The organism is Archangium primigenium (assembly GCF_016904885.1).
In the GTDB taxonomy this organism is placed as follows: Bacteria; Myxococcota; Myxococcia; order Myxococcales; family Myxococcaceae; genus Cystobacter; species Cystobacter primigenius.
Genome location: NZ_JADWYI010000001.1, coordinates 3,319,720 through 3,332,756, shown reverse-complemented (window position 1 = coordinate 3,332,756; position 13,037 = coordinate 3,319,720). Strand labels below are relative to the sequence as shown.

The 13,037-nt window shown below is 69.9% G+C and carries 14 protein-coding genes and 2 tRNA genes; 5 read left to right on the top strand and 11 right to left on the bottom strand.

Features of this window, described 5'->3' with window-relative positions; all coding sequences use genetic code 11:
- Nucleotides 1-48: 48 nt before the first annotated feature.
- A complete protein-coding gene (locus tag I3V78_RS14150; protein ID WP_204488097.1) occupies nucleotides 49-1,638 on the bottom strand; it encodes an MBL fold metallo-hydrolase in 1,590 nt (529 codons plus the stop codon).
- 95 nt (nucleotides 1,639-1,733) lie between these two features.
- Here I3V78_RS14150 and I3V78_RS14145 point away from each other — a divergent pair, with 95 nt between their 5' ends.
- From I3V78_RS14145 to I3V78_RS14130, 4 genes are all read left to right on the top strand, one after another.
- Nucleotides 1,734-2,300, top strand: a complete 567-nt coding sequence (locus I3V78_RS14145; protein WP_204488095.1) for a hypothetical protein — start codon at nucleotides 1,734-1,736, stop codon at nucleotides 2,298-2,300.
- Nucleotides 2,301-2,329: 29 nt separating this feature from the next.
- Nucleotides 2,330-3,322, top strand: a complete 993-nt coding sequence (locus I3V78_RS14140; RefSeq protein ID WP_204488092.1) for a M28 family peptidase — start codon at nucleotides 2,330-2,332, stop codon at nucleotides 3,320-3,322.
- Nucleotides 3,319-3,852, top strand: coding sequence for a hypothetical protein (locus I3V78_RS14135; protein ID WP_204488089.1), 534 nt, complete (start codon nucleotides 3,319-3,321; stop codon nucleotides 3,850-3,852). Before I3V78_RS14140 ends, I3V78_RS14135 begins: the two co-directional genes overlap by 4 nt.
- A gap of 77 nt (nucleotides 3,853-3,929) precedes the next feature.
- Nucleotides 3,930-5,519 (top strand): MBL fold metallo-hydrolase, encoded by a 1,590-nt coding sequence (locus tag I3V78_RS14130; RefSeq protein WP_204488087.1) that lies wholly within the window; start codon nucleotides 3,930-3,932, stop codon nucleotides 5,517-5,519.
- 76 nt (nucleotides 5,520-5,595) lie between these two features.
- Here I3V78_RS14130 and I3V78_RS14125 read toward each other — a convergent pair.
- The 10 genes from I3V78_RS14125 to I3V78_RS14080 form a co-directional block, all read right to left on the bottom strand.
- Nucleotides 5,596-5,669 (bottom strand) — tRNA-Arg (locus tag I3V78_RS14125).
- A gap of 20 nt (nucleotides 5,670-5,689) precedes the next feature.
- A tRNA-Pro gene (locus I3V78_RS14120) sits at nucleotides 5,690-5,763 on the bottom strand.
- Between the two features lie 63 nt (nucleotides 5,764-5,826).
- Nucleotides 5,827-6,435 carry an RdgB/HAM1 family non-canonical purine NTP pyrophosphatase gene (gene rdgB / locus I3V78_RS14115; protein ID WP_204488085.1) on the bottom strand — a complete coding sequence of 203 codons (609 nt, stop codon included), beginning with the start codon at nucleotides 6,433-6,435 and terminating at the stop codon, nucleotides 5,827-5,829.
- A 3-nt stretch (nucleotides 6,436-6,438) separates the two neighbouring features.
- On the bottom strand, nucleotides 6,439-7,155 hold the full coding sequence (gene rph, locus I3V78_RS14110) for a ribonuclease PH (protein ID WP_204488083.1): 717 nt from the start codon (nucleotides 7,153-7,155) through the stop codon (nucleotides 6,439-6,441).
- A 96-nt stretch (nucleotides 7,156-7,251) separates the two neighbouring features.
- Nucleotides 7,252-8,061 carry an N-acetylmuramoyl-L-alanine amidase family protein gene (locus I3V78_RS14105; protein WP_204488080.1) on the bottom strand — a complete coding sequence of 270 codons (810 nt, stop codon included), beginning with the start codon at nucleotides 8,059-8,061 and terminating at the stop codon, nucleotides 7,252-7,254.
- Nucleotides 8,062-8,134: 73 nt separating this feature from the next.
- Entirely contained in the window at nucleotides 8,135-9,187 is a 1,053-nt protein-coding gene (gene selD, locus I3V78_RS14100; RefSeq protein WP_204488077.1) for a selenide, water dikinase SelD, read from the bottom strand.
- 12 nt (nucleotides 9,188-9,199) lie between these two features.
- Nucleotides 9,200-10,144, bottom strand: coding sequence for a DUF4388 domain-containing protein (locus I3V78_RS14095; RefSeq protein WP_204488075.1), 945 nt, complete (start codon nucleotides 10,142-10,144; stop codon nucleotides 9,200-9,202).
- A 99-nt stretch (nucleotides 10,145-10,243) separates the two neighbouring features.
- Nucleotides 10,244-10,963: a hypothetical protein gene (locus I3V78_RS14090; protein WP_204488073.1), complete on the bottom strand. Its 720-nt coding sequence runs from the start codon at nucleotides 10,961-10,963 to the stop codon at nucleotides 10,244-10,246.
- On the bottom strand, nucleotides 10,960-11,739 hold the full coding sequence (locus I3V78_RS14085; protein ID WP_204488071.1) for an outer membrane protein assembly factor BamD: 780 nt from the start codon (nucleotides 11,737-11,739) through the stop codon (nucleotides 10,960-10,962). The genes I3V78_RS14090 and I3V78_RS14085 overlap by 4 nt, the downstream gene beginning before the upstream one ends.
- A 13-nt stretch (nucleotides 11,740-11,752) precedes the next feature.
- The gene (locus I3V78_RS14080) at nucleotides 11,753-12,259 is read right to left on the bottom strand and encodes a regulatory protein RecX (protein ID WP_204488068.1); all 507 of its coding nucleotides are present in this window, start codon (nucleotides 12,257-12,259) and stop codon (nucleotides 11,753-11,755) included.
- Nucleotides 12,260-12,293: 34 nt separating this feature from the next.
- On the opposite strand from I3V78_RS14080, the gene I3V78_RS14075 reads away from it, so the two are divergent.
- The gene (locus tag I3V78_RS14075) at nucleotides 12,294-13,034 is read left to right on the top strand and encodes a hypothetical protein (RefSeq protein ID WP_204488066.1); all 741 of its coding nucleotides are present in this window, start codon (nucleotides 12,294-12,296) and stop codon (nucleotides 13,032-13,034) included.
- Nucleotides 13,035-13,037 lie beyond the last annotated feature (3 nt).

Sequence of the window (13,037 nt, the reverse complement as noted above, 5' to 3'; positions counted from 1 at the left end):
GGAAATGCGAGGCCCGCGAGCGGAGGACGCTCGGGGGCCTCGCGGCGCCTACAGGAAGAGCTCGGCCTGGGCGTAGGGCCGGTCCGCCGCCAGGCCATTGGCGCGGCAGTACTCGAGGAGCTTGCGCGCCTCGACGAGCTGGGGCGAGTTCTCGTGGTAGCCCATGGACATCACGTGGCCCAGCCAGGGCTCGCAGCCCATGGCGTAGACGTAGACGTGCTGGGGGCCGAGCCGCTTGACGATCTCGATGGCGCGCTCGGCGTTGGAGCCGTTGAGCCGCCGCGATTGATCCAACTTGCGCGGCAGCGGGGTGACGAGCAGCGGCCCGTACATCCAGCTCATCGGCCCGCCCTCGGACTCCATGCCGAGGAACAGCGCGTCGATCTTCCCCAGGGCCGAATGGACGTGGTCGTACATGCGCGGCTCGATGGCGTTGGAGTCCGCGGCCATCAGCATGGACTTGCCCTGGAGCTGGACCAGGTGGGCCAGCTTGGCGCGGATGTTGAGATCGCAGTGCTCGCCGAAGAAGGGCACGCCCACAATCCGTCCGCCGGGGATCTCCAGCTCGTCCAGCTCCCCGAGCTCCACCACGCGCTTGAAGCCGAGCTTCTGCAAGAGCAGCCGCAGGGAGGGGTCGGCCAGGGAGCCGCCGTTGCTGGCGGGGACGACGATGGTGCCGATGCGCTGGCGCAACTGCAGCAGCGTCTCGAACATCAGGTGGTCGGCGTGGCCGTGGGTGATGAGGACGTAGTCGATGCGCGGGGGCAGGTCCGCGTGCGTGAAGCGATTGAGGTCGGACTGGAAGTCGTAGCTGACCACGGGGTCGGTCATGATGCTGACCTCGCGGGACTCGAGCAGCACGCAGGCGTGGCCGAAGTAGCGCACCCGGACGCCCTCGCCCTCGTAGCGCTGGGGCGGGCGCGGGGCCTGCTCGGTGAAGAAGGTGGAGAACTTCTCCGCGTCCGCGCCCCGCAGGCCCAGGGCCTCGCTCACGGGCTCCACGGGGCCGGGCTCCAGCCGCATGGCGAAGAGCCGGTCGATGGCCTCGTGGCGGAAGGGCACGTGCACGTGGAGGCTGTCGTCATCGTCCAGCCGGGGCGTGCTGAAGACGTAGGGGCGCGAGTCCTTGTCCACCCGCCGGAACGACAGGCTCTGCGAGGACTCCTTGTAGTGAGGGCTGCGGTAGAGCAGCGGCTCGATGAAGCGCGGTGAGGCCCGGTTGTTCAGGTCGTACGTCAGCTCCACGTAGCCCTGGAGGATGTCCGGCACCTGCCGGTACACCTCGTCCAGGGAGAAGCCGGTGGAGGCGGTTTGCAGGATCTTGTCCAGGTCCACGATCGCCTGCGCGAACTGGAGGGACGAGGCCTGCTCCTTGAGCGTGCGCTCCAGCAGTTGCTTGACGTCCGCGGCCCGGTTCGCGCCGTAGTTGATGTAGGGGCCGCCCATCAACGCCGGGTTTTTCAGGGCGTTCACGTGGAGCGCGGGGTTGGTGACGAAGGACTGCATGATCTTCACATGCAGGTTCGCCACGAACATCGGCGAGGTCGCGGGGGCGATGAGGTACCACCACGCGTACCACTGGTTGTACAGCGGCTCCACGGCGACGTTCTGCTTGAGATACAGATTGGGAGTGGCCATCCGGGTGTCTCACGGGTTCGAGGCGCTCTCGGAAGCCTACGCCGGTACGTGGGTCAGCGGGAAGCCGTGCTAGGTTGGCCGCCAGCCCCCACTTCATGAACACCACTCTCTTCAGAAGTCTCGTGGCGAGCCTGGCCCTGCTCGCCCCTCCCGCGCTGGCGCAGGCGGGACACGAGCTCTCCCTGGGCGCGGGAAACTTCTCCTACACCTCGTTCCAACGGCCCTCGGCGCCCATCACCACCGTCGAGCTGGCGTATCACCGGCGCTTCGCGGGCGAGGGACTCTGGCGCGGCCTGCGCCTCGGGGGTGGCTTGAGGACGGGCTGGCCGGCGACCAGCACGAACTTCCCCCTGGAGGTCTTCGTCCAGGCGCAGTTGTCGGCGCGGCTGGGCCCGTGGGAGCCCGCGTTGGGCCCCGAACTGGGAGTGAGTGGCTTCGCGATGCTCTTCCGGTCGAGGATCCTCGTCCCCGGCGAGCTGGGGGACCTGGAGGACGCGCGGCTGAGCCCGGCGTACGTGGCGTTCGTCGCGGCCCCGCTGCGCTTCCACTTCGGTCCGGTCACCGTGAGCGCGCTGGAGCTGAACCTGGGCACCAGCGTGCCCTCCTTCGGTCAAGCGATCCGCACGCAGCTCGGGCTGGTGCGACTGGGATGGGTACTATGAGCACGTCACGTCACGTCATGAAGGTAGGCTTGGCGGGAGCCACGCTCCTCGGGGTGTTGTCCTGTTCCCGGCCGGTGCTGGAGGGGGCGCAGTTGGAGCAGCTGGCGGAGGTCGCCGGACAGGTGGACGGGGATCGGTTGATGGACACGGTCTCCGAGGTGGTGAAGGCGCACCAGGAGGACACCCCGGTGCCCTGCTCGTGGCTCACCGAGGATCAGCGCTCGCGCCACGAGCAGGTCTGTCATCTCACGCGGGAGAAGGCCGGAGCGCTCATGCAGCGGCGCTTCGAGGCGCTTGGCCTGAGCGTGCGGCGCGAGGAGGCCACCAACGCGCCCCACCCCACCTCCAACCTCATCGCGGAGATGCGGGGCACCACGCGGCCCGAGGAAGTCGTGCTGCTCGGCGCGCACTACGACGCCTTCTACGCCGGGGCGGACGACAACAGCACGGGCGTGGCGGCGGTGCTGGAGCTCGCCCGCGTCCTGTCTGGCTACAAGTTCGACCGGACGGTGCGCTTCGTCGGCTTCGACATGGAGGAGTTCGGCCTCGTCGGCAGCACCCGGTACATCACCGGGCAGAACGGCCCCGAGCGCATCGTGGCCTCGATGGTGTTCGACTGCATCGGCTACTACGACACCCGCGAGGGCAGCCAGCAGTCGCTGCCAGGCCTGCCCGCGCCCACCACGGGGGACTTCCTGGCCGTGTTCGGCAACGACGTCTCCAGCCAGCGCGTCTCGGAGATCTTCGCGCTCAACGAGGCCCTGAAGCTCGCGAAGGTCACGCCCGTCATCTCGCCCCGCGACGGCACCACGCCCCTCACGGGAGATCTGATGCGCAGCGATCACGCGCCCTTCTGGCTCACCGGCCACGAGGCGATCTTCCTCACGGACACCGCCAACTTCCGCAACCGCCACTACCACCAGCCCACGGACACGATGGACACGCTGAATCCCGCCTACTTCCGGCGCACGGTGCAGCTGTCCGCCGCCACCATCGCCTACTGGGCGGGAGGCCCGCGATGAGGCACGCGCGGTCCTTCCTCCTGGCCGGGGTGCTGGTGTTGTCGGCCGCTGGCGGCGCGCGGGCCCAGGAGGCCGTGGAGCACCACGTCACGCTCTACAGCCGCGCGGGCGGGCAGGTGTACCTCTCCGAGGCGAGGACCACGGGCGGCCTGGGCGGCGGCGTGGGGGTGCGTGACACCCTGGGCGAGCGCCTCATCCTCCAGGCGGACCTGAGCTACCTGATGATGCTGGGCAACGTGGGGGTGCTCCGGTTGGGCGCTGGCCTGCAGCGTCCCGGGACCTACACCCCGGCCGTGCTGCTCACGCTCAGCACCTTCTTCGGGGATCGTCTCGCTTTCCTGTCGCCCGCGCACCCCACCCCCGTGGGGAACGCCGCGCTGGCACTCGGGGTGAGCCTCGCGCCCGTGCGCTTCACCCATCAGGGCTTCCAGGTGTCCGTGCTGGAGCTGGGCGTGGGCGTGGGGAGCGACCTGCCAGGGCTGGGCTTGTCCTACCAGCTGGGCCTCCTGGAGATCGGCACCACCTTCTAGCCCGCCCGCCCGGTCTCGCGCCGAGGCCCTCGTGATACTTTCGCGCGTCTGGAGCCCCCCAGGCCCGAGGAACCCGCATGTCCCAGCCGTCGCTGTACCTGAAGCAGAACGTCGCCGTGGAGCCGCTCTATAACCAGTGGTACGCGTGGTACTACCTCATCACGCCCGCGACCGCGCCGCTCTACGTGGCCAACCACCACGTGAAGATCATGCAGTCCTTCGTGGCCAACCCGGCCATCCACGTGGCCGCGTTGAAGAATCCGGCCCTGGCGGGCGGCCCCTACCTCAACTACGGCGTGGACCGGGTGGGCGAGGTCAAGGAGCTGCTGGAGCGCACGCTCAAGGAGCAGGAGTCCACCATCCGCTTCGCCCAGGCGGTGGCGGAGCTGGACAAGCTGTTGGCGCCCTCGGCGGGCCACTCGCTCGAGGAGCTGTACCGCAAGGTGCCGGACATCCTCCAGGGCTACGTGGAGCTGACGTACGACCTGAACAACCGGGCCACCCCGCGCTTCTTCGAGGCGCTGCTCTACGGAGGCCCGCACTACAAGGAGAACGCGCAGAGCCTCTCCTTCCGGCTCTTGCAGGGCGACGCCCGGCCGTACGTGTTCAGCACGCCGCGGCTCGACTCGGACGCGAACACCCTGCACGTGCGCATGCCGTTCCGCCACGAGGCCATCGACCGGCTCTTCGCCATGCGGCACACGCCTGGCCCGGTGGAGGCCATTCGTGAGGAGCTCGGCCTGTCCAGCAAGGACGCCGAGGTGTTCTCCACGTTCTTCACCGAGCAGGCCCCGCGCCCGGCGCCGAAGTACGACGGGGACGGCGTGCGCATGCGCTACTTCGGCCATGCCTGCGTGCTCATCGAGACGCGCGACGTGACGATCCTCACGGATCCCGTCGTCAGCTACGACTTCCCCAGCGACTTCCACCGCTACACCCACGCGGACCTGCCCGAGCGGATCGACTACGCGCTCATCACCCACGGCCACGCCGACCACCTGATGTTCGAGTCGCTGCTGCAGCTGCGCCATCGCATCGGCACCGTGGTGGTGCCCGCCGCGGCGGGCGGTGGACTCGCGGACCCCTCGCTCAAGCTGATGCTGCAGCGGCTCGGCTTCAAGAACGTGGTGGCCCTCAGCGAGATGGACTCCATCCCGGTGCCCGGCGGCGCCATCACCGGCCTGCCCTTCATCGGCGAGCACGCGGACCTCAACATCCAGTCGAAGATCGCCCACCTGGTGAAGCTCCAGGGCAAGTCCATGCTGATGGCGGCGGACTCCAACGTGATCGAGCCTCGGCTGTACGACCACGTCCACGCGATGGTGGGTGACATCGACGTGCTCTTCCTGGGCATGGAGTCCGAGGGCGGTCCGCTCAGCTGGCTGTACGGGCCGCTGATGCCCACGCCGCTGCCGCGCAAGATGGATCAGTCGCGTCGGCTCAACGGCTCCAACGCCGAGCGCGGCCAGGAGATCGTCCGGCGGCTCAAGCCCAAGCAGGTCCACATCTACGCCATGGGCCGCGAGCCGTGGCTGGGCCACATCATGGTGCTGGGCTACCACGAGAACGCGCCCCAGCTCGTCGAGGCGCGCAAGCTCATGGCCTACTGCAACGAGCACGGCATCGGCACCAGCCTGCCCTACGGCCACGCGGAGCTGTTCCTCTAGGGCGCGCCGGGCGGGCAAAAAAAAGGGGCTGGAATCACCGGGAGACCGCCCCGACGATTCCAGCCCTTCACCAGTTCGCGCCAGGCGGGACTCGAACCCACGACCCTCGGCTTAGAAGGCCGATGCTCTATCCAGCTGAGCTACTAGCGCCCAACTCGACTACCGCGTTATCGGGGCGAGAGGATTCGAACCTCCGACCCCCTGCGCCCAAGGCAGGTGCGCTACCAGGCTGCGCTACGCCCCGATAAAGGTGGCCATTCTTGCTACATCCCAAACGGACGTGCAAGGACAACGTTCCTGACGGTGCTCAGCGGCGGACATCCCCGCCGCCCACGCGCGCGAGCAGGTGGGGGCGCATCTTCTGGAAGGCCACCCCGCGGTGGGACAGGGACGCCTTCTGCTCGGACGTCAGCTCCGCCAGGGCCCGGCCATCCGGCAGGACGAAGACGGGATCGTACCCGAAGCCATGCGTGCCCCGGGGCGCGTGACCGATGCGGCCCTCGCACCGGCCCATCTCGATGGTCGGCGAGGCGTCTCCGGGCAGCACCAGGCACAGCGCGCACACGAAGGCTGCGGTGCGTGCCTCGTCGGGCACGGACGCCAGTTCCGTGAGCAGCTTCTCGTAGCGGGCGCGATCATCGCCCTCGGCGTAGCGCGCGGAGAGCACGCCGGGGCGCCCGTCGAGCGCGTCCACGCACAGCCCCGAGTCATCGGCGAGCGCGGGCAGGCCCGTGGCCTCGGCGTAGGCCCGGGCCTTGAGCAGGGCGTTGTCCTCGAAGGTGGCGCCATCCTCCACGGGCTCGGGGATGGGCGGCAGGTCACGCAGGGACACCACCTCCACGGCGTCCCCCATGAGTCCACGCAGTTCGCGCAGCTTGCCCACGTTGGTGGTGGCGAAGAGCAGACGGGGCGCCATGGGTCAGCCCTCCAGGATCTTCGCCTGGGCCTCGGTGAGCTGGCGGATGGCGGCCAGGCCCGAGTCCAACATGGCATCCAGCGTCTTGCGGTCGAACATCTTGTGCTCGGCCGTGCCCTGCACCTCGACGATGCGGCCGTCGGCGGTGGCCACCAAGTTCAGGTCCACGTCCGCCGAGGAGTCCTCCTCGTAGTCGAGGTCCACGAGCACCTCGCCCTTGACCACGCCCACGGACACCGCCGCGATCGGCTGCAGCACGGGCATGCGCGAGATGACCTTGTCCTTGTGCAGCTTCTTCAAGGCGAGCGCCAGGGCCACGTAGGCCCCGGTGATGGAGGCGGTGCGCGTGCCGCCGTCGGCCTGGAGCACGTCACAGTCCAGGGTGAAGGTGCGCACGCCCAGGGTCGTCAGGTCCACGCTGGCGCGCAGGGCCCGGCCGATGAGGCGCTGGATCTCCAGCGTGCGGCCGGTCTGCTTGCCCTTGGCGGCCTCGCGGTGGGTGCGCGAGTGCGTGGAGCGCGGCAGCATGCCGTACTCGGCCGTCACCCAACCGGAGCCCTTGCCCATGAGGTGCGGGGGCACCCGGTCCTCCACCGAGCACGTGACGAGCACGCGGGTGTGACCGAACTCCACCTGGGTGGAGCCCTCGGCGTGCCGGGTGATTCCAGGGGTAAGGGTGACGGGGCGCAGATCCAGCGCCCCCCGGTTGAAGGACCGCACGGGGAGACTCCTCGGCAAGGGAAACCAACGGAGTCGGCTCTCTAGCAGAGGCCCGGGGCCCCTGCCCGACAAAGGCGTCGCCGTGTCGTCGATCGCTCAGGGCGTGGCGGGCGAGGCCACCGGGGGGCCGCGGGGCGTGTCCCGCTTGCGCACGTCGGAGAGGAAGGCGCGCACCCCGTCGACGATGGCCGTGGCGAGCGTCTCCTGGTAGTCGGCGTTGCCCAGGCGCCGGCCCTCCTCGGGATGGGACAGGTAGCCCACCTCGATGAGCACGGCGGGCGCCTCCACGCCGTTGAGCACGTAGAAGGGCGCCTGCAGCACGCCGCGATCCGAGCCGCCCGTGGCGGACACGAGCTTGGGGTGGATGGCGTAGGCCAGGCGCGAGGAGTCCTGGTGCGTCTCGGTGCGCTCCAGGTCCTGCAGGATGAGGGCGAGCGTGGAGTCGCGGCGCGCCTGGCGGGTGGCGGGCGCCTCGGCGTTCTCGCGGTCCGCCGCGGCGCGCGCGGTGGCGTTGGAGGCGTTGGCGGAGAGGAAGTAGGTCTCCAGGCCCTGCACGCGCGCGCGGGTGCGCTTGGTGGGCATGGCGTTGCAGTGGATGGAGAGGAAGACGTCCGGCCGCTGCTTGTTGGAGAAGTCCACGCGCGCGGGCAGGTCCAGATCCAGGTCCTCGTCGCGCGTCATCAACACCTGCGCACCCAGGTCCTTCTCCAGGTGGGCCCGCACGCGACGGGCGATCTGCAGGGCGATGTCCTTCTCCCGCACGCCCTTGGGGCTGGTGGCGCCCTCCTTGATGCCGCCATGGCCGGGATCCACGACGACGCGGGCGGGCCGCTCGGCCGCGCGCGAGGACACGGGGGCCAGGAGCGACGCGAGGGACAGGGCGAGCACGAGGGGGCGGACCGTCATGGCGCGCCGATCGTAGCGGAGCGCCCGCGTCCCGGCGAATCCGCCCACGCTCCCCTGCTCCCTCGGAGCGCGCCTACCCCACCACCTCGACGCCGACACGGCCCGGGCCCACCTCGCCGATGATGGCCACGTCCACCTGGGCCCGCTCCAGCGCCCGGTAGGCCTTGGCCGCGTCCCGCGCGGGCACCGACGCCAGCAGGCCGCCGTTGGTCTGGGCATCCGCGAGCACCCACTGGATGTCCTCGGGCAGGCCCTTGGGGAAGCGCACCTTCTTGGAGACGTGCTCCAGGTTGGACTTCGTGCCGCCCGGCACCACGCCCTGCTGCGCCAGCGCGGGCACCTCCGCGAGGATGGGGATGCGCTCCAGGTCCAGGAAGCCCCGGGTCTTGGCGGCCGTCATCATCTCCAGCAGGTGGCCGAGCAGACCGAAGCCCGTCACGTCCGTGAGGGCGTTCACCTTGAACTTGCCCGAGGCGAACACCTCGCCGGGCCGCCGGTTGAGCGTGGCCATCTGCGCCACCACGCGCTCGGTGAGTTCCTGGGAGGCGAGCCCGCGCTTGATGGCCGTGGTGGCGATGCCCGTGCCCAGGGGCTTGGTGAGCAGCAGCACGTCCCCGGGCTTCGCGCCCGCGTTGGTGAGCACCTTCTTCGGGTGCACGCTGCCCGTCACCGCGAGGCCGTACTTGGGCTCCTCGTCCTGGATGGAGTGACCGCCGAGGATGGGGATGCCCGCCTCGTCCGCCTTGGACTGCCCGCCCGCGAGGATGCGCGACAGCTCCTCGAGCGGCCGATCCTTGGGGAAGGACACCAGGTTGAGCGCGAAGAGGGGCCTGGCCCCCATGGCGTAGATGTCCGACAGCGCGTTGGCCGCCGCGATGGCGCCGAACTGGAACGGGTCGTCCACGAGCGGTGGGAAGAAGTCCACCGTGCTCACCATGGCCAGGCCCGGCGCCACCTTGTACACGGCGGCGTCGTCGTGGGTGTTGAAGCCCACGAGCGCCTTGGCGCTCTTCGAGGGCTTCAACTGGCGCAACACCTGGGAGAGGTCCGCGGCGCGCAGCTTGGCCGCGCACCCCGCGCAATTGGCCAGCTCCGTCAGCCGACGCTGGCTCTTTGACTCCGACACCCGGAACTCCGATCAGCCGGCGCGCACGTAGTCGCGCTTGATGAGCTGCAACACCGCCTCGGCCGCCACCACGTCGTCCTGCTCGGAGTGGTTGAGCACCTCGGCCAGCGAGCCATGGTTGTGCACGACCTGCAGCATGTCGAGCAGCTCCGGCGACAGCTCGCGCAGGGGCGCCGTCATGGGCGCGGCCAGCGACAGCCGGGCGCTCATGGAGGGCAGATCCTTCTGGATGCGCTTGTACTCGTCCAGCTGGCGCAGCGCGTCCATGAGGAGCGCCTCGGTGGACGAGTCCATCTCCACCATGAACTCCTGGGGATCGGCCGGCCGCAGTTCGAAGTCGCCCTGCTCCCAGGTGATGATGCGGTTGAAGCTCTTCTGGGGGCCGAGGTTGTGGTTCTCGTCGATGACCGCGTAGTACACGCGGCCCTGGCGCAGGTAGATCTTGCCTTCCTGCTCGTTGGTCACCACCAGCACGCCGTTCTTCTTGGACGTGTGGAAGAGCTGGAGCAGGTCCGGCAGGGGAATCTCCTCGATCTTGCCCGTCATGGACGAGGCCTTCGTCGAGGTGCGCGCCGCCTGGACCGCGGCCTCCTCCAGCCGCTGCTTGGCGACGACCTCGTCGACCTCACCCGCGCCCGCCCCCTGGAGGATGAGCTTGAGGATGGACGTGCCGATGAGGATGCGGTCGCCCTCCTTCAGGGTCGACTGCTTGACCTTCTCGCCGTTGACGAAGGTGCCGTTGGTGGAGCCCAGGTCCTCGATGGAGATCTGACCAGTGCCATTCACCATGATGCGCGCGTGCTTGCGCGACACCATGTCCTCCACGAGCACCATGTCGAGCTCGCTGGAGCGGCCAATGACGATCTGCTTCTCGGCCTTCAGCGGGAACTCACCGCCCTGGTACTTGCCGGAGATGAACTTGAGCGCGAATGCCTTCGCCGGACTCGGAGTGCTCACGGTGCTGCGACCTCGATGGTGGGGAATGCCATGGCCCTCGTCCCGCTCCCGTCCACTGACCCAATCACCCGCCGAGGCCGTTGAAACACACTGCCTAGCCTACATGAGACCGGGCGAAAAAAAGAATTCCTCCTCGCGCCGAATCAACGACAGCGGACGCTCCCCCCGGTCATCCACCGGTCGGGAGGGCAAAACCCCCTCCAGGCGCCACACCTCGGTGGCCCGCGCATCATCCCGCTCCAGGCGCAGGTACCAGGCCTCCACCGTGAGGTGGCGCCGCTGCACGGCGAGCACCTTCTCCACCTCGTCCGCCCCCTCGCCCAGGCCCGCCTCGCCAGGCGTCCCGCCCGCGAGCAGGGCCTTCAGCCGCTCCCGATCGCCCGCCTCCAGGGCCTGACGCCGCCCGTCCAGGGCCCGGAGCGCCGCGCCCAGACGCGGAGCGGCGAGGCCCTCGGGCACCCAGTCCCGGCCCCGGCGCACGAAGGGCACCCGTTCCACACCCAACGAACTGACGCGGGTGCGGCCCAGCATGCCCTTGAGGTCCAGGGTGGCCCAGGCCACGGCGTGCGCGCCGTCCGGCGCCACGTCCACCGTGATGCGCGCGAAGAAGTGCTCCTGGACACGCAGGGGGTCGGCCATCCCCGGAAGGCGCAGGACGAGCCCGTCGCGCTCGGTCGTCTTGAGCCAGGTGATGACCTCCACCTCGGGGCCCGTCGCCACCCCCAACATCCGGGGCGCCAGCACCAGCAGGGCGAGGCCCCCGGCCAACAGCGCGATGAGGATGCCGCCCGTGCGGCCCCAGTCCTCGCTCCGGCTCACGAGCCCATCATCTTCTGGGCCCGCTCGGCGGCGGGGGTCCCCGGCAGACGCTCGAGGACGCGCTCCAGCGTCTTGCGCGCCTGGGCGGTGTCCTGGAGGCGCACATAGGCCTCATGGAGCTGGAACAGGGCCTTCTCCTCCAGGGCCGTGCCCGGGTAGTCCTTGAGCAGGCCCTCCAGGCGCTGCACCACGGCCTTCCAGCGCTCGCGCCTGGCGTAGAAGGACGCCACGTACAGCTCGTGCTCGGCCAGCCGCAGGCGCGTCTTCTCCAGGTTCTCCTTCGCCTCGGGCAGGTACTGCGAGCGCGGGTACTGGCGCACGAAGTCGCCGAGCGCCACGAGCGCCGCGAGCACCTCGGTCTGATCCTTCTCCGTGGCGGGGGGCAGCAGGAAGAAGTCGGAGGGGACGTCGGCGAAGTGCGTGAGGGCCGCGCGGTAGGCGGCGTAGTCCACCTTGGGGTGGGTGGGGTGCAGCTTGATGAAGGTCTGGAACTTCTCGCGCGCCTCGGGGTAGCGCTCCTGGGCGAAGTTGAGGTCTCCCAGCTTGAGCTCCGCCTCGTTGGCGGCCTCCAGGTAGGGGAACTTGGTGCGCACGTGCTCGTAGTACTTCTCCGCCTGGAGGAAGTCCTTGCGCTCCAGGGCCTCATCGCCCAGGCGGATGTTCTGATCCGCCGCGGCGGCGTAGTCGGGTTCCCCCGCCTGACTGGAGTTGAGGGCGGCGCAGCCAGGGACGGTGCTCAGGACGGCGGACAGGCAGACGGCTCGAAGAAGACGCATGGCGCCGGACACGCTAGTCGTCTGGACCCGAAGGTTCCAGCGTCGCGTCGCCCAGCAGGCGGTGGATGAGCTCCTCGGAGAAGCCCCGGCTGAACAGGAGCCGTGCGGCCCGGGCGCGCTCCTTCGGAGGGAGCACCCGCTCGGCGAAGCCCCTTTGCGCCAGCACCTGACGCGCCGCCCGCTCGGGGTCGAAGCCCAGCTCGCCGCTCACCGAGGCCACCGCGTCGCTCACCGCCTCCGGGCTCAGGCCATGGGCGAGCAACCGCTCCTCGACGGCCCGGGGGCCATGCCGGCCCCGGCCCAACAGGAGTTCCGCCTGGTTCCGGGCGAAGCGCGTGTCGTCCAGGTAGCCCAGCTCCGCCACCCGGGCCAGGGCCCGCTCACACACCGGCTCGGTGAAGCCCTTGCGCTCGAGCGCCGCGTGCAGCTCGTGCCGGCTGCGCCCCCGCTGGGCGAGCCATTTGACACACAGGTTCGTCGCTCGCTCGACGTCCTCGGCGGTGGGGTCCTCGGAGTCCATCGCCGGGTATCTAGCATGTGCTAACAGGCGCGGCATGCACCCCCTCATCGCCCGCTACCTCAGCCCCGAAGCCGCCCGTGACACGCTCCAGAAGGAGAAGGATGGCGCGCCCCTCGAGGCCGACGAGCGGCTGTTCGCCGAGACCGCCGCCGCCCATCCCGACAAGCGCGGCATCCTCCTGGGCGGCGCCACCAAGCGCCACCTGTCCTCGGACGCCGAGGCCGCCGTCATCTTCCTGGCCGCGTACGCCGCCACCCGCGCGCTCTCCGGGGACGCCACCCTCGGCCCGGCCACGGCCAAGGCCCGCGAGGCCCTCGGGGCCGAGGGCGCCAGCGCGGACGAAACGGATGCCTTCATCGCCTCCATCCTCATGGAGGAGGCCTTCGGCTACGAGCAGGAGGTGGAGAACTTCGACAGCACCTACGTCCAGGAGACGCTGGGCGAGGTACCCGCCCTGGCGGCGCTCAGCCGCGAGCAGGTGGACGCCCTCATCCTGGGCCTGGAGCGCACGGCGAAGGACGCGGCGGAGCGCGACGTGCGGGCGCGCCTGTCCCGGGCCCTGGTGAACATCGCCTGGGAGGAAGGCCCCACCCCCATCAACCCCGAGCACATCGAGGCGCTCTACGAGGCGGAGATCGAGGGCAAGCCCGAGGCCGACATGGAGGCGGGTCTGCGCGCCGCCGTGGACTTCCTGCAGCTGCTGGCCCGCGAGGGGCTCATCGGCCCCCAGCGGCTCTCGCGGCTGAGGGCCCAGCTCGGGGACGAGGAGGCCTGAGCC